Origin of the sequence: Sulfitobacter sp. TCYB15, from assembly GCF_040435955.1 — a bacterium.
Classification (GTDB): Bacteria; Pseudomonadota; Alphaproteobacteria; order Rhodobacterales; family Rhodobacteraceae; genus Sulfitobacter; species Sulfitobacter pontiacus.
Map to the genome: position 1 here is coordinate 87,250 of NZ_CP159195.1, position 22,261 is coordinate 109,510.

At 59.8% G+C, this 22,261-nt stretch carries 20 protein-coding genes; 12 read left to right on the forward strand and 8 right to left on the reverse strand.

Going from position 1 to position 22,261, the window contains the following annotated elements; all coding sequences use genetic code 11:
- Positions 1-8 precede the first annotated feature (8 nt).
- From ABM428_RS16280 to ABM428_RS16330, 11 genes are all read left to right on the forward strand, one after another.
- Entirely contained in the window at positions 9-1,040 is a 1,032-nt protein-coding gene (locus tag ABM428_RS16280; RefSeq protein ID WP_317938948.1) for a phosphotransferase family protein, read from the forward strand.
- Between the two features lies 1 nt (position 1,041).
- Positions 1,042-1,839, forward strand: coding sequence for an IclR family transcriptional regulator (locus tag ABM428_RS16285; protein WP_005848844.1), 798 nt, complete (start codon positions 1,042-1,044; stop codon positions 1,837-1,839).
- A 464-nt stretch (positions 1,840-2,303) separates the two neighbouring features.
- Positions 2,304-3,551, forward strand: a complete 1,248-nt coding sequence (locus tag ABM428_RS16290) for a branched-chain amino acid ABC transporter substrate-binding protein (RefSeq protein ID WP_168593217.1) — start codon at positions 2,304-2,306, stop codon at positions 3,549-3,551.
- Between the two features lie 78 nt (positions 3,552-3,629).
- Positions 3,630-4,586 carry a branched-chain amino acid ABC transporter permease gene (locus tag ABM428_RS16295; protein WP_005848848.1) on the forward strand — a complete coding sequence of 319 codons (957 nt, stop codon included), beginning with the start codon at positions 3,630-3,632 and terminating at the stop codon, positions 4,584-4,586.
- Entirely contained in the window at positions 4,583-5,923 is a 1,341-nt protein-coding gene (locus ABM428_RS16300) for a branched-chain amino acid ABC transporter permease (protein WP_005848850.1), read from the forward strand. Before ABM428_RS16295 ends, ABM428_RS16300 begins: the two co-directional genes overlap by 4 nt.
- A complete protein-coding gene (locus ABM428_RS16305) occupies positions 5,920-6,681 on the forward strand; it encodes an ABC transporter ATP-binding protein (protein WP_005848852.1) in 762 nt (253 codons plus the stop codon). Before ABM428_RS16300 ends, ABM428_RS16305 begins: the two co-directional genes overlap by 4 nt.
- A 2-nt stretch (positions 6,682-6,683) precedes the next feature.
- Positions 6,684-7,385: an ABC transporter ATP-binding protein gene (locus ABM428_RS16310; protein WP_174226639.1), complete on the forward strand. Its 702-nt coding sequence runs from the start codon at positions 6,684-6,686 to the stop codon at positions 7,383-7,385.
- Positions 7,386-7,486: 101 nt separating this feature from the next.
- On the forward strand, positions 7,487-8,689 hold the full coding sequence (locus tag ABM428_RS16315) for a serine hydrolase domain-containing protein (protein ID WP_353628561.1): 1,203 nt from the start codon (positions 7,487-7,489) through the stop codon (positions 8,687-8,689).
- On the forward strand, positions 8,686-10,644 hold the full coding sequence (locus ABM428_RS16320) for an acetoacetate--CoA ligase (RefSeq protein ID WP_353628562.1): 1,959 nt from the start codon (positions 8,686-8,688) through the stop codon (positions 10,642-10,644). Before ABM428_RS16315 ends, ABM428_RS16320 begins: the two co-directional genes overlap by 4 nt.
- Positions 10,645-10,650: 6 nt before the next feature.
- Complete coding sequence (locus ABM428_RS16325; RefSeq protein ID WP_005848859.1) at positions 10,651-11,529, forward strand: acyl-CoA thioesterase II; 879 nt, start codon at positions 10,651-10,653, stop codon at positions 11,527-11,529.
- Complete coding sequence (locus tag ABM428_RS16330) at positions 11,526-12,581, forward strand: amidohydrolase family protein (protein ID WP_353628563.1); 1,056 nt, start codon at positions 11,526-11,528, stop codon at positions 12,579-12,581. Before ABM428_RS16325 ends, ABM428_RS16330 begins: the two co-directional genes overlap by 4 nt.
- Before the next feature lie 21 nt (positions 12,582-12,602).
- Here the strand turns inward: ABM428_RS16330 and ABM428_RS16335 are convergent, their stop codons facing one another.
- From ABM428_RS16335 to ABM428_RS16370, 8 genes are all read right to left on the reverse strand, one after another.
- On the reverse strand, positions 12,603-12,974 hold the full coding sequence (locus tag ABM428_RS16335; protein ID WP_005848865.1) for a VOC family protein: 372 nt from the start codon (positions 12,972-12,974) through the stop codon (positions 12,603-12,605).
- On the reverse strand, positions 12,971-13,762 hold the full coding sequence (locus ABM428_RS16340; protein WP_064216665.1) for an SDR family oxidoreductase: 792 nt from the start codon (positions 13,760-13,762) through the stop codon (positions 12,971-12,973). The genes ABM428_RS16335 and ABM428_RS16340 overlap by 4 nt, the downstream gene beginning before the upstream one ends.
- 9 nt (positions 13,763-13,771) lie before the next feature.
- Entirely contained in the window at positions 13,772-14,539 is a 768-nt protein-coding gene (locus tag ABM428_RS16345) for an SDR family NAD(P)-dependent oxidoreductase (protein ID WP_304951210.1), read from the reverse strand.
- Entirely contained in the window at positions 14,536-15,822 is a 1,287-nt protein-coding gene (locus ABM428_RS16350) for an acyl-CoA dehydrogenase family protein (protein ID WP_037942093.1), read from the reverse strand. Before ABM428_RS16350 ends, ABM428_RS16345 begins: the two co-directional genes overlap by 4 nt.
- Before the next feature lie 53 nt (positions 15,823-15,875).
- Positions 15,876-16,655, reverse strand: coding sequence for an enoyl-CoA hydratase-related protein (locus ABM428_RS16355; protein ID WP_009824290.1), 780 nt, complete (start codon positions 16,653-16,655; stop codon positions 15,876-15,878).
- Entirely contained in the window at positions 16,652-17,944 is a 1,293-nt protein-coding gene (locus ABM428_RS16360; RefSeq protein WP_132997976.1) for a 3-hydroxyacyl-CoA dehydrogenase, read from the reverse strand. Before ABM428_RS16360 ends, ABM428_RS16355 begins: the two co-directional genes overlap by 4 nt.
- A gap of 33 nt (positions 17,945-17,977) precedes the next feature.
- The gene (locus ABM428_RS16365) at positions 17,978-19,669 is read right to left on the reverse strand and encodes a class I adenylate-forming enzyme family protein (RefSeq protein ID WP_132997977.1); all 1,692 of its coding nucleotides are present in this window, start codon (positions 19,667-19,669) and stop codon (positions 17,978-17,980) included.
- Positions 19,670-20,046: 377 nt separating this feature from the next.
- Positions 20,047-21,237: an amidohydrolase family protein gene (locus ABM428_RS16370; protein WP_132997978.1), complete on the reverse strand. Its 1,191-nt coding sequence runs from the start codon at positions 21,235-21,237 to the stop codon at positions 20,047-20,049.
- Between the two features lie 133 nt (positions 21,238-21,370).
- On the opposite strand from ABM428_RS16370, the gene ABM428_RS16375 reads away from it, so the two are divergent.
- A complete protein-coding gene (locus tag ABM428_RS16375; RefSeq protein WP_132997979.1) occupies positions 21,371-22,177 on the forward strand; it encodes a ferredoxin--NADP reductase in 807 nt (268 codons plus the stop codon).
- Positions 22,178-22,261: the final 84 nt, after the last annotated feature.

Genomic DNA, 22,261 nt, shown 5'->3' on the forward strand with positions numbered 1-22,261 from the left:
CGGTAGCCATGAGCACAGACACCCAGACACTCGATATTCCGAAGGTCAGCGCCTATCTGGAAAAACACCTTGAGGGCTTTGAAGGCCCGCTTGAGGTCTCCAAGTTCCAGGCCGGTCAGTCCAACCCGACGTTCCTGCTGAAAACCCCGTCGCGTAACTATGTGCTGCGTCGCAAACCGCCGGGCGTTCTGTTGAAATCCGCCCATGCGGTTGACCGTGAGTTCCGCGTGCAAAAGGCGTTGCAGGATACCGATGTGCCCGTGTCGAAAATGCACCTGCTGTGCGAGGATGACGACGTGATCGGGTCGGCGTTCTACATCATGGATCATATCGACGGGCGCAACTTCATGGACCCGCGCATGCCCGACATGGACAAGGCAGGCCGCGCCGGCGTGATTGACGAGATGAACCGCGTGCTCGCCGCCCTGCACGAGGTGGACATCGACGCGGTGGGTCTGTCGGATTACGGCCCCCCCGGTAACTATTATGAACGTCAGGTCGCCCGCTGGACCAAGCAATACCGCGCGTCCGAAACCGAAGACCTGCCCGCGATGAACCAGCTGATCGAAAAGCTGACCGCCAACATCCCCGCGGATGACGGGCAGCGCACGCTGGTGCATGGCGACTACCGCATCGACAATATGATGTTCGAGAAAGACGGCACCAAATGTCTGGCCATTCTGGACTGGGAACTGTCGACCATCGGCCACCCTTACGCTGACCTTGCGGCCGTTATCATGCAGTGGCAAATGCCCGCGGGCACCGAAGGGCGCGGCTTTGGCGGTGTGGACCGCGCAGCGCTTGGCGTGCCGAGTGATGCCGAGTTCATCGCCAAATACTGCGAACGCCGCGGGCTGGACGGGATCGACAACTTTGGCTTCTACCTCGCCTTTTGCTTCTTCCGCATGGCCGGGATCATTCAGGGCGTATTGAAACGCGCGCTGGACGGCAATGCCTCCAACCCCGAGCGGGCGATGAAGGTCGGTGCCTATGTCCCTGTGTTTGCGGAAAACGGGCTTAAAGCGCTGGAAGGCAAGTAAGATGGCCTCCAACGAGTTCGCGACAGATCCGGCAGAGACGAAGGACAGAAACTTTGTCACGGCGCTTGCCCGCGGGCTGGATGTGTTGCGCTGCTTTCGGGAAAACGAAACAGCCCTGACCAACACGGATTTCTCCGAACGGACAGGGCTGCCCAAGGCGACGGTGTCGCGCTTGACCCATACGCTGGTGGAACTGGACTATCTTGTCGCCGATGCCCGCACCGGCACCTATCGGCTGGGCGCAGGGGTGCTGCAGCTTGGCTTTGGCGTGCTGTCGAGTATGGAGATCGGCGACCGCGCGCAGGAAGAGATGCGCAAGCTGCGCGACGGGCCCAATTCCTACGTCACCATCGCGATCGGAGAGGTCCACCGGCTGGACGTTGTCTATATCGCGACCAAACGCTCGCGCGAGGATGTCGCGTTGCAAATTCGCGTCGGGTCACGGCTGCCGTTGTTTGATTCCGCCATTGGTCGCGCAATCCTGACCGGCATGTCCGACGAAAGCCGCGACCGCGCGTTCCGCTATGCTGCAGCCGAAGGGCCCGAGTTCGAAGCCCGCGCGCGCGACAGCTATGCCGCCGCGATGACAGAGTTTGCAGATAAGGGATTTTGTTCAAGCTATGGCGATTGGCGTCCCGATGTGAACGGCATCGCGGTGCCGGTGTTTTCGCCCAACGGATCGCAGGTTTACGGGCTGAATGTGGGCGGTCCCGCTTTCCACGTGAAGAAACGGCAGCTTGAAACGACCTATGCTCAGCTTTTGTCGGCAGCGGCGCAAGCCATCAGCATCCGGTTTTAGGGTGTGGACCCGCGGGGCGGGAGAATCAACTTGGCCGGTCGTATAGATTTCAACCACCGCGGCCAGCAGCTTCGTTCCAGTGGCTGGAATTGGCAAAACTGCGGTGCCATGACAATTGTCAGGATCGCACCCGCCGCCGCAAATTTTTTTTGAATAGTGTTCAGCGGACATCTGTCAGGCACCGCGTAAAAACTGATCAGCCGTCACAATCTTGTGCAATTCATTAATACATTTATTTTCAAATGCTTATTTCTGACCCTGCGTCAAAAAACGGCAGCGGGCGAAATTTCGCGCAGGTGATTTCGCCCGTACCTTCACGCAATATATGGCATAACCAACGGTGCAGGCTCGCAACTTATGAACAGAGGCGCTTGACAATAAATCGCATTATGCAAGGCTCTTCCCAAGGTCTGGCAATCCAAAAAACGCATTAAAAGCGCCGGGCCGTCCTTGGGAGGATTAAAATGAAAAATATCGCTAAGTACGGCGCGGTTTCCGCGCTTTCTTTGGTCATTGGCGCGAGCGCAGCCTTTGCCGAAAACATCAAGATCGCGTTCATTGACCCGCTGTCAGGTCCATTCGCAAGCACTGGCACCAACGGCCTGCATCAGTTCGAATTCGCGGCTGATTACATGGTAAACGACAAAGGCGGTCTGTTGGACGGCCAAAAAATGGAAGTGCTGCCTTTTGATAACAAGGTCAGCCCCAAAGAATCCCTTATTCAGCTTCAGGTCGCGATTGACCAAGGCGCGCGCTACGTCGTTCAGGGGAACTCCTCTGGCGTCGCGAACGCATTGACCGAAGCCATCGACAAACACAACCGCCGCAACCCCGACAGCCGTGTTCTGTTCCTGAACTATGCCGCTGTGGACCCTGCGCTGACCAACGACAAATGCAACTTCTGGCATTTCCGTTTCGACGCCAACTCTGACATCAAGATGGACGCGCTGACCGATGTGATCGTTCAGGACAAGGACATCAAGAAAGTCTACATCATCGGGCAGGACTATTCGTTTGGTAAGGCTGTGTCTGCCGCCGCCAATGAAATGCTGGACGCGAAAGGTGACGGCATCGAGGTCGTCGGTGACGAACTGCACCCCATCGGCAAGGTGAAAGACTTTACCCCCTACGCGCGCAAGGTTGTATCCTCTGGTGCGGATGCCGTGATCACGGGGAACTGGGGCGCTGACATGCTGGGCATCGGCAAGGCGATCATCGACAACGGGTTCGAAGGGCCGATCTATACCTATTACGCTGCGGGTTCCGGCATCACGGCCGCCTTTGGTGAAAGCGGTAAAGACAAGATCCGCCTGATTTCGCAAGGCAGCATCAACCCGATCGCCACCGAAGAAGCGCGCGACACCTACAACGCCTTCCTTGAGAAGTATCCAGACGGCAACATCGACCAAAGCCGTATCTTCAACACCATCGGCATGCTGGCCCAGGCCATCACCGAAGCGGGCTCCGCCACGGATGTGGTCGCGGTGGCCAGCAAGCTGGAAGGCATGGAATACGACAGCATGTGGGGTGGTAAACTGTTCATGCGTCCGCAAGATCACCAGATCATTCAGGACATGCATGTCGGCGTCCATACAAACGACAACCTGGACTTTGACTATGACCAGTCCGGGTATGGTGTCGTGACTGAATCGACCGTCGAAATGGCGTCGATGGACAGCCCGACAACCTGCGAGATGAAGCGCCCCGAATAAGGCGATTTCTCTCGGGTCCGCCTGCGCTGGCGGGCGGGCCCCTCTTGCACCTTGCCACCACACTACTGGAGGGGCCTCATGGACCTCATTCTCGTCAACCTCATCGACGGGCTGGTTACTGGATTGCTGTTGTTCATGCTCTCCGCCGGTCTGACCCTAATTTTCTCGATGATGGGTGTTTTGAACTTCGCTCACGCCAGCTTTTACATGCTTGGTGCCTATTTCGCCTACCAGATCAGTCTTGCGCTCGGCTTCTGGATGGGGCTGCTGATCGCGCCGCTCGTCGTGGGTGTGATGGGGGCAGGGGTTGAACGCTACGGCCTGCGCCGGGTTCACCAATACGGACACGTGCCCGAACTGATCTTTACCTTTGGTCTGGCGCTGTTGATCGAAGAACTGGTGCAATTCATCTGGGGCAAGAACCAACTGCCCTACGCCATTCCTGACGCGCTGAACTTTACCGCGTTTGCGATCTCGGGGAATTCGATCCCCGCTTATAAGATATTCATGATCTTCATCTCGATCAGCATCTTTATCGGGCTGCTTTACGTGCTGACCAAGACCCGCGTCGGCATGATCATTCAGGCCGCGCTGAGCTATCCGCGCACGGTCGAAGCCTTGGGCCACAATGTGCCGCTGATCTTTATGGGGGTGTTCGGGGTCGGCACGGCGCTGGCCGGTGTGGCCGGTGTGATTGCCGGACCGGTGCTTGGCACATTCCCCGGTATGGCCTTTGTGCTGGGGTCGATCGTGTTCGTGACCATCGTGATCGGTGGCCTCGGGTCGCTGTGGGGGGCGCTGATCGCGTCGCTATTGATCGGCTGGATCACCACTTTCGCCAAATCCTACAACATCGAGATGGAGAATATCCTGACCGGCCTTGGCATCTCTAAACCCGAGAGCCTGGATGACAGCATATTCCGCGATTTCTGGAGCCTCACCAGCCCGCAGATCGCCGACATCTTGCCCTATATCCTGATGGTGCTGATCCTCATCTTCCGCCCGGCAGGTCTTTTCGGAAAGCGCAGCTCATGACAGTTTCAGATCCAAGAACCGACATTCCCAAAGGCGCCCGCCCGAAAGAGCAGATCACCACGGACCCGTCCAAACCCGCGCAGCGTATGCGGTCAGGGTCGCTGGTGCTGACATTGGCCCCCTGGGTCATTGCATCTGTCGTGCTGGCCATCCTGCCGATGGTGTTTACCAATAATTCGGCACTGACGATCATGAACCAGATGTCGATCACGATCGTTTTCGCGCTGGCCTATAACATGCTGCTCGGGCAGGGGGGTATGCTGTCCTTTGGCCATGCGGTCTATGCCGGTGTGGGCGGCTTTGCCTGTATGCACATCATGAACATGTCCGATTTCTTCTCGACCATTCCCCTGGTGATCCTGCCGGTTTTTGGTGGTCTCTTCGGCATGGGGCTGGCCATGATCGTCGGCGCGTTTTCGACCCGTAACGCGGGCACGGTATTCGCCATGATCTCGCTGGGTGTGGGCGAATTGATCGCGGCCTGTTCCGTCATCATCGTCGCGTTCTTTGGCGGCGAAGAAGGCATCAGCGGCGACCGGACCTACGCGCAGCCTTTCTTTGGCGTCGAATTCCTGCAACAGATCGAGGTCTATTACCTGACCGCTGGCTGGGTCGTGATCTCTGCCGCGCTGATGTACCTCTGGAGCCGCACCCCCGTGGGTCGCATGGCAAACGCCGTGCGCGACAATCCCGAGCGGGCAGAGTTTCTGGGCTATTCATCGCGGTGGGTCCGCTTCTACAGCTTTGTCGCCTCTGGCTTCTTTGCAGGCGTGTCCGGTGGGCTTTTCGCGATCAACTACGAAATCCTGACCGAGGAAAACCTGAACACCGCCTCGTCAGGGATCATCCTGCTGGTGACCTTCCTTGGCGGCGTCGGGTTCTTCTTTGGCCCGATCATCGGGGCCATCGCCTTTACCCTGCTGCAAACCGTTCTGAGCCTGTCGACAGAGCTTTGGGCCTTTTATGCGGGCGTCCTGTTCCTATCCACGGTGATGTTCTTCCCCGGTGGTCTGGCAGGTCTGCTGATGATGCATGTGCCTGTGTTCAAGCTGGGCAAGGCATCGACGTTGATCATGCCCTATCTCAAGACGCTGCTGCCGGCGGCAATCGGTTTGATGGGGCTGGCGGCACTGGTCGAGATGACGTTCCACTATCGTCATGGGGCCACGGGTGACAATGAAATGACCGTCTTCTGGACCACATTCGACAGCCACACGCTGATGCCGTGGCTGGTGGCGGGCGCGGTCGCGCTGATCGGTTTGGGCATTGCCAAGGCCACAGCACCGGCATTGAAAGACGCCTGGAACGAAGCAAACACAGCAGGAGGCGCGTCATGAGCACACCCGCACTTGAACTGACTGGCCTCAAGAAAAGCTTTGGCAAGGCCGAGATCATCCGCGGCATCGACCTGAGCATCGGCAAGGCGGAACGTCATGCCGTGATCGGGCCGAACGGCGCGGGGAAATCGACGCTGTTCAACCTGATCACCGCACGGTTTGCGCCTTCGGCTGGAACGGTAAAGCTGCACGGAGAGGATCTGGCCGGGCTCGAACCCTTCCAGATCAACCGCAAGGGGCTAAGCCGCTCGTTCCAGATCACCAACATCTTTCCGGCGATGAGCGTGTTTGAAAACGTGCGCTGTGCGCTCTTGTGGTCGCAGGGCTATAAATACAGCTTCTGGAATCTGGTGAACCGGTCCCGTGAACTGACCGAGGGCGCGGACCGCATCCTTGACCAGATCAACCTGCTGGAACGGCGCAACCTGCCCGCGGGCACCCTGTCTTACGCCGAACAGCGCGCCCTTGAAATCGGGATCACCATCGCGGGCGGTGCCGATGTCATCATGCTGGACGAACCGACGGCGGGGATGAGCAACACGGAAACCGACTATATCACCGACCTGATCCTCAAGGTGACCGCGGGCAAGACGCTGATCATGGTGGAACATGACATGAGCGTGGTCTTCGGTCTCGCCGACCGGATTTCGGTGCTGGTCTATGGCGAAATCATCGCCACCGGAAAACCCGAAGACGTGCGTGCAGACGCCCGCGTACAAGAAGCCTATCTGGGCGCCGCATTGGAGGCAGAACACTAATGATGCTCGAAGTCACGGATATGCACGCCTTCTACGGCAAGTCCCACATCCTTCAGGGGGTGAACCTGAACGTCAAAGAAGGCGAGATCGTCGCGCTTCTGGGGCGTAACGGGGTGGGACGGTCCACCACTTGCAAGGCCATCATGGGCGAGGTCGAACCGAAAGGATCGGTCAAGTTTCAAGGGCAGGAGATCAGCGGCAAGAAAGCGTTCCAGATCGCCAATATGGGGATCGGATATGTGCCCGAGAACCGCGATATCTTTCCCGGTCTCACCACGCGGCAGAACCTGACGCTGGGTCTGAAACCCGGACAGAAGGATGGCGCGGGCCGTTGGTCGATGCAGTCGATGTTCGACATGTTCGAAAACCTCGACCGCCGCGCCGACGTCGAAGCCTCGGTACTGTCGGGGGGGGAACAGCAGATGTTGACCATGTGTCGCACGCTGATGGGCGACCCCGATCTGGTCATGATCGACGAACCCACCGAAGGTCTGTCCCCGCAGATGGTGCAGAAGGTCGCCGAGGTGCTCAAAGAGATCGCCAACCGCGGGATCTCTACCTTGCTGGTGGAACAGAAACTGTCGATCGCGATGGACATCGCGGATCGGGTCTATGTCATGGGGCATGGTCAGGTGGTCTATGAGGGCACGCCGGCTGAATTGCGCCAGCGTGATGACGTGCGCAAGGAATGGCTTGAGGTCTGATGACCTAAGCCAGACCATTACCAGTAAATCATCTATTGAAATCGTCGCGTTCCGCGGCCTCATCCTCCTGAGGCGCGGTCGCGGCTCGGGAGGAAAGTTTTTTGGCGTTCGACACAAATAAGCTGGGCCGTATTGGGGACTGGATGCAGACCTATGTGGACCGCAAACGGTTTGCCGGGTGTTCGGTGCTGGTGGCGCAGGGCGGGCAAGAGGTCTACTTTGATGCCAAGGGCCAGCGCGACACGGATACTGGCCAGCCGTTCACACGCGACACGATCGCCCGCATCTATTCGATGACCAAACCCGTCACCTCGGTCGGCATCATGATGCTGGCGGAACGCGGGCTGTTCCACCTGGATGCGCCGGTGTCTGATTTCATCCCCGCTTTCGCCGATATGCGCTGCCTGATTGACGGTGCCACCGCGGCGGATCAGACCGAACCCTGCCAGACGCCGACACTGCACCAGCTGCTGACCCATACCTCGGGGCTGAGCTATCCGTTCAACCCCGGCATCACGGCGAAGGCGATGGACGAGGCCGACATCCTGTTCCGCGCCGATCAGGGATCGCTGGCTGAGATGACCGACCGCGTGGCCGCATTGCCGCTGGCGTTTCACCCCGGCACCCGTTGGGAATATTCCGTGGGCATCGACGTGCTTGGCCACGTGATAGAGGTCGTTTCGGGCAAGTCGCTAGAGACGTTTCTGGTTGATGAAATCCTCGGCCCCCTTGGCATGGACGAGACGCGGTTTTCCGTGCCCGCAGGTGGCATTGACCGCTTTGCCTCGCTTTACACCCCGCTGGCGGGCAGCGCCTATGGCATGAACGCGGCCAAACCAGATACGCCCGTGCTGCGCTGCGTGGACAAACCCGACACCTCCCCCTTCCTGAACGCCGAGATGCATTCTGGCGGCGGCGGACTGGTGGGCACCATTGATGATTACCTCAAGTTCGCCGAGATGCTGCGCACCGGTGGGGCGGGGCTGATCTCGCCCAAGACGCTCGACTTTATGATGCGCAACCATCTGCCCGGCGACATCGCGTCGATGGGGCCTGCCAGCTTTGCTGAACAACCGATGGAGGGGATGGGCTTTGGCCTTGGCGGTGCCGTGGTGCTGAACCCCGGTCGCGTCCGCGTTCCCAGCAGCCTAGGCGATTTCAGCTGGGGCGGCATGGCCTCTACCTTCTTCTGGATTGATCCGGTGCTGGATCTGTCTGTCGTATTCTTCACGCAGCTTGCGCCGTCCAGCTCGTACCCCGCGCGCCCCCAACTCAAGGCCCTCATCCACGGAGCGATGACATGAACGATATCCTTTGGACCCCGACAAAAGAGCGCGCCGATGCCTCGACCATGGCGGAATTTGAACGGTTCCTGAAAGACCAACGCGGGCTGACGTTCGACGACTACAACGCCATGTGGGAGTGGAGCGTGACCGACCTTGACGGGTTCTGGTCCGCGATCTGGGACTATTTCGACGTACAGGCCAGCGCGCCCTACACGACCGTCATGGCAAAGCGTCAGATGCCCGGTGCCGAATGGTGCCCCGGCGCGATGCTGAACTACACCGACCAGATCATGAAGCATGTGGACAGCCAGCCTGACGGCGATGCGCTGATCGTGCAGTCCGAAACCTTTGGCCGCAAACGTCTGTCGTGGTCCGAGCTGCGCGCGCAAGTGGCAAGCGTCGCCGCGCATCTGCGGGATATGGGCGTGACCAAAGGCGACCGCGTTGTTGCCGTGCTGCCCAATACCGAAACCGCGATGATCGCCTTTCTGGCCACCGCGAGCATCGGCGCGATCTGGTCGCTTTGCGCCCCCGATATGGGGCATGTCGCCATTCTGGACCGGTTCAAGCAGATCGAACCCAAGGTGCTGATCGCGCAAGACGGCTATGTCCACGCAGGCAAAACCGTGGACCGTCGCGAGATCCTCGCAGGGCTAGAGGCGGCGCTGCCCAGTCTGGTGCAATGCGTCACGGTGCCTTTTGTCGGGGATTTGCCCAAGGGGCATATGGCGTGGGACAGTCTGCTGGACCGCGACGCACCCTATGAAAGCACGCAAGTCCCCTTCGATCATCCGCTGTGGATCGTCTATTCCTCCGGCACCACCGGCAACCCCAAGCCGATCGTGCACGGGCATGGCGGGATCATTCTGGAATCCGCAAAACAATCTCTACACCATGATCTTCGGCGCGGCGGACGCTATTGCTGGCTGACATCCTCGGGCTGGATCATGTGGAACTCGCAATTCACCGCACTGGGGCAGGGCACCACGGTCGCGATGTTCGACGGCGCGCCGAATTATCCTGACATGGGCGTGATCTGGCGCTTTGTCGCGGATGAAAAGCTTGATTTCTTTGGGGCAGGCGCGGCCTTCTTTAGCGGTTGCATGAAGGCAGGGCTGACCCCACGGGACGAGGTTGACCTTTCCGCGCTGCGCTCGCTCGGCTCGACCGGATCACCGCTGAGCTCTGATGCCTATGACTGGATATACGCACAGGTGAAAGAGGACGTCTGGCTGGCGCCTATCTCGGGCGGGACCGATCTGGCGGGGGCTTTTGTGCTGGGCCATCCCGGCATGCCCGTGCGCGCAGGTGAAATGCAGTGCCGCGCGCTTGGCAACGCGGTGCGTGCCTTCGACGAGGATGGCAATGACCTGACCGGCGTTGTGGGCGAATTGGTCTGCACCGAGCCGCTGCCGTCGATGCCGCTGTTCTTCTGGGGCGACGATGATGGCAGCCGCCTGCACGACAGCTATTTTGACACCTATCCCGGCATCTGGCGCCACGGCGACTGGATCGAGATCAACAAAAACGGCGGATCGGTCATCTATGGCCGTTCTGACGCCACGATCAACCGCAAGGGTCTGCGCCTTGGCAGTGCGGAAATCTATCAGGCCGTCGAAGGGCTGGACGAGGTGATGGACAGCCTTGTTGTCGACCTCGAATTTCTGGGCCGCGAAAGCTTTATGCCGCTCTTCGTGGTGCCGGCCCAAGGCGTCGCCTTTGATGACGCCTTCAAGGACAAGATCAACGCCGCGATCCGCAAGAACGTCTCGGCGCGGTTCATTCCGAACGAGATCATCGAGGTCGCCGAGATCCCCCGCACCCTATCTGGCAAAAAGCTTGAGGTTCCTGTGAAAAAGCTATTGCTTGGGCAGGATCCGGAAAAGGTGGTGAACAGGGATTCAATGGCCAATCCGGACAGCTTTGATTTTTATGTCGCCTACGCCAATGCGCGTGCGACCCAGAAGGACTGAACCCAGATGACCGATGTGGCCCGCCAACTCCTTGAATTGCTGGATATCGAACAGCTTGAGATCGACCTGTTCCGCGGCATCGGGTCGGGCGGGGAAACCACCACGCGCATCTTTGGCGGCCATGTTATCGCGCAGGCATTGATGGCCGCCTATCGCACGGTGCCGGACCGGATGTGCCATTCGCTGCATGCCTATTTCATCCGTCCCGGTGACCCGTCGATCCCGGTGATCTATCAGGTGGACCGCGCCCGCGACGGGGGCAGCTTTACCACGCGGCGGGTCGTCGCGATCCAGCATGGCAAGCAGATCTTCAATCTCTCGGCGTCGTTCCACGTGCAGGAAGAGGGCTGGGACTACCAGCACAAGATGCCTGACGTCAAAGGGCCGGAACACTGGCTTGACCGTCCCGACCTGCGCGAACCCTATATCGAAAAAATCTCGCCTAAACACCGCGACGATTTTCTGCGCGAACGCCCTATTGAGATCCGCGAGGTTGACCCGCGCGATCTGTTCGAACCGGAAAAGACCTCGGACAAGAACTATCTTTGGTTCCGGATGGAGGCGGCAAAGGGGCAGTCCCCGATCATGCAGCACTGCCTGCTCGCCTATGCGTCCGATATGAACCTGCTTGGCTCGTCGTTGCGGCCCCACGGGCTGACGTGGTTCCAGGGGCAGGTCATGACCGCCAGCCTTGACCACGCCATGTGGTTTCACGCGCCGATCGATTTCTCTGACTGGCATCTGTACGAACTCGACGCCCCCTTCACCGGTGGCGCGCGCGGGTTCAATCGCGGGCTGATCTACAATCAGAACGGCCAACTTGCCGCGACAACGGCGCAAGAAGGGCTGATGCGCCCCTATAAAAAGAAAGAAGCTGCTTCATGACACAAACGGGGGGCCGCTATCCGGGTTGGCGACCGGGGATCGAACTGCGGGACGACTGGCTGGGACTGGTCCCCGAGACCGCAATCGACCCGCACCGCGAGATTGTGGACCCCCACCACCACCTCTGGCGTCACGGCACGCCCGACGCCCCCGCCGTCTACGAGATGGACGCGCTTTGGCGCGACACTGGGGCCGGGCATAACGTGGTGCAGACGGTCTATATCGAATGTCGGTCCTATTGGGATCGCGACGCGCCCGCGCATCTGCAATCGGTGGGAGAGACCCGCACCGTGGCGCAGATGGCGGCGCAGGTGCCGCGCGGTCAGGCGCAGATCGCGGGCATCATCGCGCAGACCGAACTGGTGCTGCCCCCCGACCAGCTGCATGCCGCGCTTGACGCGCATGAGGCCGCAGGGAACGGGCTGTTCAAAGGTATCCGCAACTCCGGCGCGCGCGATGCGGAACCGCAGCATCTGGCGATCCCCGGACGCGGGGTCGAAAACCAATACGGCGATCCTAACTTCATCCGCGGTGCCGCGATCCTGGGCGAGCGTGGGCTGACGCTGGACAGCTGGCATTACCACCATCAACACCAAGAGTTTCTGGACCTTGCCCGCGCGGTGCCACAGACCACGCTGATCCTTGACCACTTCGGCACACCCTTGGGCGTTGGCCGGTTCAAAGGCAAACGCGACGATATCTTTGCCGCGTGGAAAGACCATATGTCAGAGCTAGCGGAATGCCCCAACGTGATGGCCAAGCTGGGCGGGCTATGCATGCCCGACAATGGGTACGGCTACATGCACCGCGACCTGCCACCGTCCTCGGACGAGATCGTAGAGACGCAGGGCAAATGGTACGCGCATATGCTGGATGTCTTCGGCCCCGAACGTTGCATGTTCGAAAGCAATTTTCCCGTGGATCGCACGGCGGTCAGCTATGTGGTGATCTGGAACGCGTTCAAGAAGATGTCAGCGCATCTGGATGACGCGGCGCAAGCGGCGCTTTTCTCTGGCACGGCGCGGCGCGTCTATGGGCTGCCGCCCGCGTGACGCGGACGGCAGATTTTTACTTTAGGCGAATTTGAAAAAGCACAGTTTGTTGCCATCAAGGTCGCGGACATAGGCCCCGTAGAACCGGTCCGGCACCCTTTGCCCCGGCGCGCCCTCGTCTGTCGCACCGAGCGAGATCGCCTTGGCGTAGATCTCGTCCACTTCCTCTTTGCTGTCAGCGGTAAAAGCGACCATCACCCCGTTGCCGGGGGTGGGGGCCTCTTTGTTGTAGGGTTCGCAGACAGAGATCATGGGCGTGCCGCCGCCGGTGCCGATCATGGCAATCCGACCGCTGTCGATCAGCACCTTGGCACCCTTGCTTTCGAACAGGTCGCAATAGAACTGCTTGGCGCGCGCCATGTCGCTGGTGCCCACGGTGGTATAGCCGATCATGATACATTCCCCTGCGGGTTTCTGCGGTCGCCATACATCCGGTGCAGCTTGCGCATACCCCCGATCCAGCGATCGTAGTTCTCGGTTTTCTTGCGCATATACTCCAGCACTTGCGGGTGGGGCAGCACAAGGAACGTCTCGTTGCGGATGGTTTCCAGACAGGCTTCGGCCACGGGTTCCGCTTCAAGCAGACCGTCGAGTGCGGCGACAGAATCCTCGTGACCGCGGGTCATCTCGCTGCGGACAGCCTGAGGGCAAAGCACCGAGACCTTGATCCCGTCATCACCATGGGACATCGCCAGCCATTCGGCCACAGCAACAGCCGCGTGTTTGGTCACGCCGTAAGGCGCGCAGCCGACCTGGTTCAGCAGACCTGCCGCCGACGCGGTGTTCAGCAGATAGCCGCCCCCGCGTTCGGTCATGCGCGGCACCAGATGACGGGCCGCCCAGACATGGGCCATCACATTGATGTCCCAGATGCGCTGCCAGTCTTCGTTTGGCACTTCCATGCCGCCCGCGATCAATATGCCCGCGTTAGAGCAGAACAGATCAATCGGGCCGATGTCGTTTTCCACGGCATCGATCATATCCGCGATCTCTTGCTCGACACCGACATTCACACCGAAAGCCACGCCGTCGATTTCATCGGCAACCGCCTGCGCGCCCTCTTTGTTGAGGTCGACACAGACGACTTTCTTGGCCCCTTCCGCGGCAAAGCGGATGGCCATCGCCTTGCCGATGCCGCTTGCGGCACCGGTGATGACGATGATTTTATCCTTCAGTTCCATAGCAGCCCCTTACGTCCACATGTTCGACCCGCCACAAACGGTCAGCGCCTGACCGGTCATGTAGCGGCTGGCATCAGAGGCGAGGAACACGGCGAGCCCCGCAAAATCCTCTGCCTCGCCAAGGCGGCGCAGCGGGATCTCGTTCTTGATGCGTTTCTCGACATCGGGATTGTCCCACAGCTCGCGCGCGAATTCGGTTTTCACCAGACCCGGACAGATCGCGTTGAACCGCAGACCCTTGGGCCCGAATTCGGCGGCCAGGTTGCGCACAAGGCCGATCAGCGCCAGCTTGGACATGCCATAGGTGCCCAGCATGACCGACGGTTTGAACGCCCCGATGGACGAGGTGAACGCCATCGACCCGGTGCCTTTCTCGATCATGTCGGGGGCCACCATCTGTGCCAGCCAAAGATTGGACAGCACATTGGCGTTCATCGTCTTTTCATAGGCATCATCTGGGATCTCGGACGTCGGCCCATAGTAGGGGTTCACGCCCGCGTTGCCGATCACGATGTCGATCTTGCCTGCCAGCTTGTGGGTCTCGTCCACCAGCGCTTGCAGCTGCTCTTTGTAACCAACGTTGCAGGCGACGCCGAACGCTTTTCCCTTGCCAAGCGCGTTGATCTCGGCGGCGGCGGCGTCCAGCTGGTCTTGCTTGCGCGCCGAGATGACGACGGTCGCGCCATGCTCGGCCAGACCCTTGGCCATCGCCAGCCCCATGCCCTTGGAGGCGCCGGTCAACAGCGCCACCTTTCCGGTCAGATCGAATAGGGTCATACGCCACCTCGCGTACGGCCTGTAGCGATCTCTTCACGGGCGCGTGATGTCCGCAGGTTGGATTCCTGATAATCCTTGACCTCGGCGCGGGCGATCACGTGGTGGTGGACCTCATCAGGGCCATCCGCATAACGCAGCGTGCGCTGCGACGTGTACATGCCCGACAGCGGCGACCACTGCGAAATACCTGTCGCACCATGCACCTGCATCGCCTGATCGATGATGTTGCAGACTTTTTCCGGCACCATCGCCTTGATCATGCTGACCCAGATGCGAGCCTCTTTGTTGCCCAGGACGTCCATCGCCTTGGCGGCTTTCAGCACCATCAGGCGCATGGCTTCAATCTCGATCTTGGCGCGAGAGATCGTTTCCATGTTCTTGCCCAGATCGATGATCTTCTTGCCAAAGGCTTCACGGCTCAGCCCGCGTTCGATCATCAGGTCCAGCGCCTTTTCCGCCGCCCCGATGGAGCGCATGCAGTGGTGGATCCGGCCTGGCCCAAGACGCACTTGGGAGATTTCAAAGCCCTTGCCTTCGCCCCAGAGGATGTTTTCCTCGGGCACGCGCACATTGGTGAACTTGATATGCATGTGACCGTGCGGCGCGTCGTCGTGACCAAAGACATGCATCGGGCCGACAATTTCAACACCGGGGGTGTCGATCGGCACGAGGATCTGGGACTGCTGGCGGAAAGGTTCGGCATCTGGCGATGTCTTGACCATGGTAATCATGATCTTGCAGCGCGGATCACCGGCACCGGAGATATAGTATTTCTCGCCGTTGATGACCCATTCACCGTTTTCCAGCACGGCAGAGGTAGAGATATTCTTGGCATCCGAGGACGCCATATCGGGTTCGGTCATCGCGAAGGCCGACCGGATTTCACCGGCCAACAGCGGCTTGAGCCACTTTTCTTTCTGCTCCGGCGTCCCGATCCGTTCCAGCACTTCCATGTTGCCGGTGTCGGGCGCGGAACAGTTCAGCGATTCAGAGGCCAGCGGGCTTTTGCCAAGCTCGGCCGCGATATAGGCGTAATCAAGGTTCGACAGACCTTCACCGGTTTCGGCATTGGGCAAAAAGAAATTCCACAGCCCATTTTCACGAGCCTTTTTCTTGGCGGTTTCCAGCAGCTCCAACTGGCCGGGCGCGTGTGACCAGCGGTCGGCACGACCTTCGCCAAGGCGGAAATACTCGTCGGTGATCGGATCGACGTTTTCGCGGATGTGTTTGATGACGGCGGCCAACAGCGGCTTGGCCTTCTCGGACATCTCGAGATTATTCATTCCGGCCATAGCTTCGTTATGTGACATAGAGTGCCTCCTGGCAGTTGGTTCGATTATTTATTGACCCAGTTGGGTTTGCGTTTTTCGACAAAGGCGTTCACGCCTTCCTTGAAATCTTCGGTTTTGCTGAGGTCCGCGATCACCTCGCGTGAATAGGCGATGCTGTCCTGCATCCCGTCGCGCTTGTACATGTCGTTCAGGACGCGTTTCGTGGCCTTGACCGCCGACGGCGACACGGCGCACAGCTCCTCGGCCTTTTCCATCGCTTTCGCCATTAGTTGGTCGGCAGGATAGACCGCGTTAACGCAGCCCATCGACAGCGCCTCATCGGCCATGATGGTGCGGCCGGTGAACATCATCTCTTGCGCGGCAAGCCGCCCGATATAGCGTGACAGGCGCTGCACGCCGGACGCCGCGGCGAAGAAGCCGACCTTGACCTCGGGCAGAGCGAATTTTGCCTGATCAGAGGCGAGGATAATGTCGCATGACAGCGCCGTTTCAAACCCGCCGCCCATGGCGAAACCGTTGACGGCCGCGACGATGGGCTTTTCCAGATCAAAACGCGAGGACAGACCGGCGAAGCCGCTGGCGGGCATTGTCGCCTTTGACCCGCCAGCGGCTGTGGCTTTCAGGTCGTTCCCCGCGGAGAACGCCTTGTCCCCCGCGCCGGTCAGAACCGCGACCCAAAGATCCTGATCCGCTGCAAATGCGTCCCAGCAATCGGCCATTTCATTATGCATGTCGACGTGCACGGCATTGTACACCTCGGGGCGGTTCATGGTCACAACAAGGATGTGACCCTTCTTTTCGGTGGTGATATATTGATAGCTCATACCTTCAGCCCTCCGGTGTCGATTTCAGTGAATTTCCCGCCATTCTTGGCCAGATCGCGCAGCAGCTCGGCGGGCGCGAATTCGGGGTCTTCGGCGCCCAGCTTTTCCATCACGTCCAGCACGGCCTGCGCACCGACCATATCGCCATAGAACATCGGGCCGCCCTTATCGGCGGGCCAGCCATAGCCGTTCAGCCAGACCACATCGATGTCAGAGGGGCGCTGCGCCTTGTTTTCCTCGAGGATTTTGACCGCTTCGTTGATCATCGGATAGATGCAGATCTCGATGATCTCTTCCTGCGACATCTGGTTGGCCTCGGCACCGGTGATGTCCTTGATCACACCGGCAACCACATCCGACGGGATCGGGCGGCGGGATTCATCATAGTCGTAGAAACCCGCTTGGGTCTTCTGGCCGCGACGGTCCATTTCACACAGCGCATCGCGGATCGGGTTTTCGGTCTTGGCCCCTTTGGACCAGCCGATATCCAGACCGGCCAGATCGGACATCTGGAACGGCCCCATCTTGAAGCCAAAGGCGTTCAGCGCGGCGTCCACATCCCAGGGCATCAAGCCCTGTTGCAGCAGCTTGTTGGCCTGTTTCTGGCGTGCGAACAAAATACGGTTGCCGACAAAACCGGGGCAAACGCCGACGAGTACAGCGATCTTGTTGATCTTGGCTGCCAGATCCATCGAGGTCGCGACCACATCATCGGCAGTATGTTTCGCGCGCACGATTTCGAGCAGTTTCATCACGTTGGCAGGCGAGAAAAAGTGCAGCCCGATCACGTCTTCGGGGCGCTTGGTCATCGCGGCGATTTCGTCGATGTTCAACGCCGAGGTGTTCGTCGCAAGGATCGCGCCCGGTTTCATCACGCGGTCCAGCTCGGTGAAGATCTTGCGCTTCAGCTCCATATCTTCGAACACGGCTTCGATCACCAGATCACACTCGGCCAAGGCCGCCAGTTCCAGCTTGCCGTCAAAGCGATCCATCCGCGCTTCGACTTCTTCTTGCGGGAAACGGCCCTTATCGGCGCTGCGCTGGTAGTTGCCGCGCACGACCTTCAACCCGCGGTCCAGCGCTTCTTGCGTGGTCTCTACGATGGTGACGGGGATGCCCGCGGTGGCAAAGTTCATCGCGATGCCGCCGCCCATCGTACCCGCGCCGATGATGCCTACGGATTTGATCTCGCGCTGTTTGGTGTTGGCGGGCAGGTCCGGGACCTCCCATGCGGCTTTGCCGGCAGCACCGATATAGGCACCAATTTCTGCGTCGGTTGGGGTGTTCATAGTCTTCCTTTCTTCCGGCCCGGTTGGTGGGCCTTATGTGTCCAGACAGGCCGCGCGGATCGCACGGCGGTCAATCTTGTCAGTGGCACCACGGGTCAAAGGACCGTCCTGGCACCACAGTTTTTCGGGTATCTTGAATTTGGCCAGCCGCCCGTCGAGGTGCGCCGCCATATCGGCTTGCGTCAAAGGCTTGCCATCGCGGGTCTGCACAGAGGCCCCGACGACTTCACCCAAGCGCGGGTCCGGCACGGAAAACGCGCAAGCCTCGATCACATCGGGATGCGTGTGCAGCGCGCCCTCGACATCCAGACAAGCGATGTTTTCGCCGCCCCGGATGATGATATTCTTCTTGCGATCAAGGATGGTGATATAGCCTTCGGCGTCGATCACACCCAGATCACCGGTGCGCAGCCAGCCGTCTTGCATCGTCTCTTCGGTGGCTTCCGGCTTGTTGAGGTAGCAGCGCATATTGGCGGGGCTTTTGACGGTAATTTCGCCCAATTCGCCTTGCGGGACATCGTTGCCCTTGTCGTCCAGAAAGCGGATGTCTTGCAGCGGCGGATGCAGCTTACCTGCGGCGTCGGGGCGTTTGTTGTATTCCTCGCCCACCATGCCGATGCCAAGCGCGTTCGTCTCGGTCATTCCCCAACCCGTCGCGATGTCGGCGGCGGGGAACTGGTTTTTCAACTGCGCGACCTGCGCCGCAGGGCGTTTCGCCCCGCCTGCGCCAAGCCAGGTGAGCGTCGGCAGGGTCTCTCCCATACGCTTTGCGGCTTCCAGCAGGTCGGCAGATTGCGTCGGCACCCCCAGAAAACGGGTCACGCCTTCGCGGTTGATCACGCGCACCGCTTCTTCGGCGTCCCACTTGTGCAGCAAGGAAATCTTGGCACCTGCGGGCAGGCTAAGCAGAAACAGCGGATGCGTCGCGGTGACGTGGAACAGAGGCGTGACGATCAACCCCGACGGGCGCGGCGCGGGCGGTGCGCCGGGTTCAGGGGGGGTGACCAGCGGCGCGGCGACGGCTTGTAACAGCCAGCTGAACACCGCGCTAAGCGCGCCACGGTGGGTCTGCACCACCCCTTTCGGCTTGCCCGTCGTGCCAGAGGAATACATCACCGCAAAGTCATCGTCCGTGTCCAGATCAACCCCTTCGGGCGGCGTTTCGGCCATGCCCTGCATCAGCGCCGACAGCTTGTGCGGGCCCATTTCCTCGGCATCGCGTACGCCGATGAGACGCAGGCCCAGATCATCCTCGAGCGGTTTCATCCGTTCAAAACGTGGACCATCGGCAAAGACAGTCTTGGCCCCGCTGTCTTGCAACGCATAGTCAAGCTCTTCGGTGGTCCACCACGCATTGACGAACACCACCACAGCACCCGCCGACGCGACCGCCAGCGTGAGCATCAGCAGTTCGGGATAGTTGCGCATCGCGATGCCGACACGGTCGCCGGTCTTGATCCCCAGCCTGTCGCGCAGCCCGTTGGCAATGCGGTTCACATCGGCGGTGAACGCATCATAGGTCCAGCGTTCATCCTGATAGACCAGAAACTCCGCCGCACCATTGCCCTGGATTTCGCGGCTCGCCTGGATCAGACCGCCCAGGGTTTTCGGGATATTCTTGAATGTTTTATAGGTGACGCCACGGATATTACTTTCGGTTACTTCGAACGTCGGGTTCGTTGAAACCACGTGGCGAATGGCTTCTTCGGGGGTCATTGCGGTCATATGCACCCGCCCGCAGACAGCATAGATACAGATAGTGTGGCCATTTCGTCCTCCCTTATCGAGCCTGTTGCCGGACACTCCTCCACGATTGTCCGCGACTCTGATTTCTGCAGCCTAAGCGCTAAAATTCAAACTGCCAATACCGCATGATGGAACGATGTTCCGCAAGCTGACGTTTGACAGGATTTTACGCGCACCAAGGCCCTCCGCACGTGCGGCCCCATATCTCGGCGAAAATTGACCATGAATATAAAGGTAAGGAAAGCCCTACTTTCCCCGAAACCGGGGAAAGCGGCCACTGGCACCTGCGATGTCATTGAAACATCGCGTCACTTGGGGGGCGGCAGATCCCCCGCCGCTGCCGCTTATGTCGGCGTTCAGGCGCCGACGGTGCCGCAAATCAGCTCGGGGAGCCGCGTGGCAGGGGGCGTATTCCGGCTGCGCAGGCTGCGTACAACGCCATCAATCACCGTCATGCCAACACCGGGCAGATTACCCAGTTGCACAGATTCAAGCATATTTTTGCCGGGCGCATGCTGTGCCTGATCCATCAGGACGAAATCCGCGCATTTGCCGACCTCGATCAATCCGGTGTCCAGCTTGCGTTGCCGTGCGGTGTTGCCGTTGGCAAAGCAAAAGGCGACCTCGGCAGGTACATCGCCAAGCGACGACAGCATCGCAACCATGCGCATGATCCCCAAAGGCTGCACGCCAGATCCCGCCGGACCGTCGGTGCCAAGGATCAACTGATCAAGCTTGCCCAACTCGCGCGCTGTGTTCAGCGTCAGCAAGGCGGCGCGTTCGTTCCCGTTGTGCACGATCTCAAGCGCAGCCTTGCAGCCCTCGCACAGGCAGATGATCTGATCGTCGGGCAGGGCAGAGTGCCCGCCGTTGATATGCCCGACCACATCCGTTCCTGTCTCAAGCACCATATCCGCATCGATCAACCCTGATCCGGGGATCGACGGGCCGCCGGTGTGGATCGTGCTTTGCATGCCGTATTTGCGTGCCCATCCGACCATCTGCGCGGCGGTCTTGCCGTCCTTGACCGTGCCCAATCCGACCTCGCCCAGCAGGGTCACGCCGGCCTTGGCCATCTCGGCAAAGTCTTCTTCGACCATGCCCTGTTCGATCACCGGCGCGCCCGCGTGAACCTTGACGCCCGAGGGGCGGAAGTTTTCGTACCAACGCTGCGACGCGATCGCCATCGCCTTGAGACCGACGATATCCTTCGGGCGGCCCGGCATATGCACTTCGCCGGCAGAGATCAGTGTGGTCACCCCGCCGTGCAGCGTTGAATCGATCCACCCCAACTGCTGCTGGCGCGGGGTATAGTCGCCCACCACCGGGTGCACATGGCTGTCGATCAACCCCGGTGCCAGCGTCGCGCCATAGGCGTCGACTTCTGTCGTGGCCCCGTCGCAATCCATATCCTTGGCATAGCCCCATTCCGTGATCTTACCGTCCATCGCGATCAGGCAATCCCCGTCGGCAATGGGGTCTTCCATCTTTCCGGTTAGGATCATCCCGATGTTCCGGATCACGAGTTTTGCAGAGGTGTCTGACATGGGGCACGCCTTTCAAGCAGCATCAGTTTCATTTGAACGCTAACAGAAAAATACGACCGATCAAGATGAAACACTTGACAGATAATCATTCGCATACAAACAATAATACATCCGCAGCCGATAAGGACTCTCCATGGACGCCGCCTCTCTCTCTCGCCCCAGCTTCCCGACCCCCGCCGGTGTCTTTGCCGAAACGGTGACGCAGGTGCAGCATTATACCGACAGCCTGTTCCGCTTCCGCATCACCCGCGACCCGTCCTTCCGCTTCCGGTCGGGAGAGTTCGTGATGATCGGGCTACCCAATGCCGAAAAGCCGGTGTTTCGTGCCTATTCCATCGCGTCGCCGTCGTGGGACGAGGGGGTCGAGTTCTATTCTATCAAGGTGTCGGACGGGCCGCTGACGCAGCACCTGCAAAAGCTTAAGGTCGGTGATACCGTGCTGATGCGCCGCAAGCCGACGGGGACGTTGGTGAATGACGCCTTGCTGCCCGGAAAACGGCTGTGGATGTTCGCCACGGGGACCGGTATCGCGCCTTTCGCGTCGGTCATCCGTGACCCCGAGACGTATGAGAAGTTTGACGATCTGATCCTGTGCCACACCTGTCGCACTGCCAAAGAGCTGACCTATGGCCGTGATCTGGTCGCCAGCCTCAAGGCCGATCCGCTGGTGGGGGAATTGGCGCAAAGGCTGACCCTATACGACACGCTGACCCGCGCGCCGTGGCCACGCGAAGGGCGGCAAACCGACCTGATGGCGTCGGGCAAGATGTTCCGCGATTTGGACGTACCGCCGATCTCTCCTGATCGCGACCGTGCGATGATCTGCGGGTCGATGGCCATGTTGAACGACACCAAGGCCGCGCTCGAATCCTTCGGGCTGGTGGAGGGGGCAAATAACCGCCCTGCCAGTTTTGTGGTCGAAAAAGCCTTTGTCGGCTGACGACATGCGAATTGATTTGACACGAAGGCACCCGACGCACTTCTATTCGTATACCAACAAGTTTTACGCCCGCAGCAAAAGGTG

Coding starts and splice junctions, on each gene's coding strand:
- ABM428_RS16280 (WP_317938948.1), top strand. CDS start 9: ATGAGCACAGACACCCAGACACTCGATATTCCGAAGGTCAGCGCCTAT.
- ABM428_RS16285 (WP_005848844.1), top strand. CDS start 1,042: ATGGCCTCCAACGAGTTCGCGACAGATCCGGCAGAGACGAAGGACAGA.
- ABM428_RS16290 (WP_168593217.1), top strand. CDS start 2,304: ATGAAAAATATCGCTAAGTACGGCGCGGTTTCCGCGCTTTCTTTGGTC.
- ABM428_RS16295 (WP_005848848.1), top strand. CDS start 3,630: ATGGACCTCATTCTCGTCAACCTCATCGACGGGCTGGTTACTGGATTG.
- ABM428_RS16300 (WP_005848850.1), top strand. CDS start 4,583: ATGACAGTTTCAGATCCAAGAACCGACATTCCCAAAGGCGCCCGCCCG.
- ABM428_RS16305 (WP_005848852.1), top strand. CDS start 5,920: ATGAGCACACCCGCACTTGAACTGACTGGCCTCAAGAAAAGCTTTGGC.
- ABM428_RS16310 (WP_174226639.1), top strand. CDS start 6,684: ATGCTCGAAGTCACGGATATGCACGCCTTCTACGGCAAGTCCCACATC.
- ABM428_RS16320 (WP_353628562.1), top strand. CDS start 8,686: ATGAACGATATCCTTTGGACCCCGACAAAAGAGCGCGCCGATGCCTCG.
- ABM428_RS16325 (WP_005848859.1), top strand. CDS start 10,651: ATGACCGATGTGGCCCGCCAACTCCTTGAATTGCTGGATATCGAACAG.
- ABM428_RS16330 (WP_353628563.1), top strand. CDS start 11,526: ATGACACAAACGGGGGGCCGCTATCCGGGTTGGCGACCGGGGATCGAA.
- ABM428_RS16335 (WP_005848865.1), bottom strand. CDS start 12,974: ATGATCGGCTATACCACCGTGGGCACCAGCGACATGGCGCGCGCCAAG.
- ABM428_RS16340 (WP_064216665.1), bottom strand. CDS start 13,762: ATGGAACTGAAGGATAAAATCATCGTCATCACCGGTGCCGCAAGCGGC.
- ABM428_RS16345 (WP_304951210.1), bottom strand. CDS start 14,539: ATGACCCTATTCGATCTGACCGGAAAGGTGGCGCTGTTGACCGGCGCC.
- ABM428_RS16350 (WP_037942093.1), bottom strand. CDS start 15,822: ATGAATAATCTCGAGATGTCCGAGAAGGCCAAGCCGCTGTTGGCCGCC.
- ABM428_RS16355 (WP_009824290.1), bottom strand. CDS start 16,655: ATGAGCTATCAATATATCACCACCGAAAAGAAGGGTCACATCCTTGTT.
- ABM428_RS16360 (WP_132997976.1), bottom strand. CDS start 17,944: ATGAACACCCCAACCGACGCAGAAATTGGTGCCTATATCGGTGCTGCC.
- ABM428_RS16365 (WP_132997977.1), bottom strand. CDS start 19,669: ATGACCGCAATGACCCCCGAAGAAGCCATTCGCCACGTGGTTTCAACG.
- ABM428_RS16370 (WP_132997978.1), bottom strand. CDS start 21,237: ATGTCAGACACCTCTGCAAAACTCGTGATCCGGAACATCGGGATGATC.
- ABM428_RS16375 (WP_132997979.1), top strand. CDS start 21,371: ATGGACGCCGCCTCTCTCTCTCGCCCCAGCTTCCCGACCCCCGCCGGT.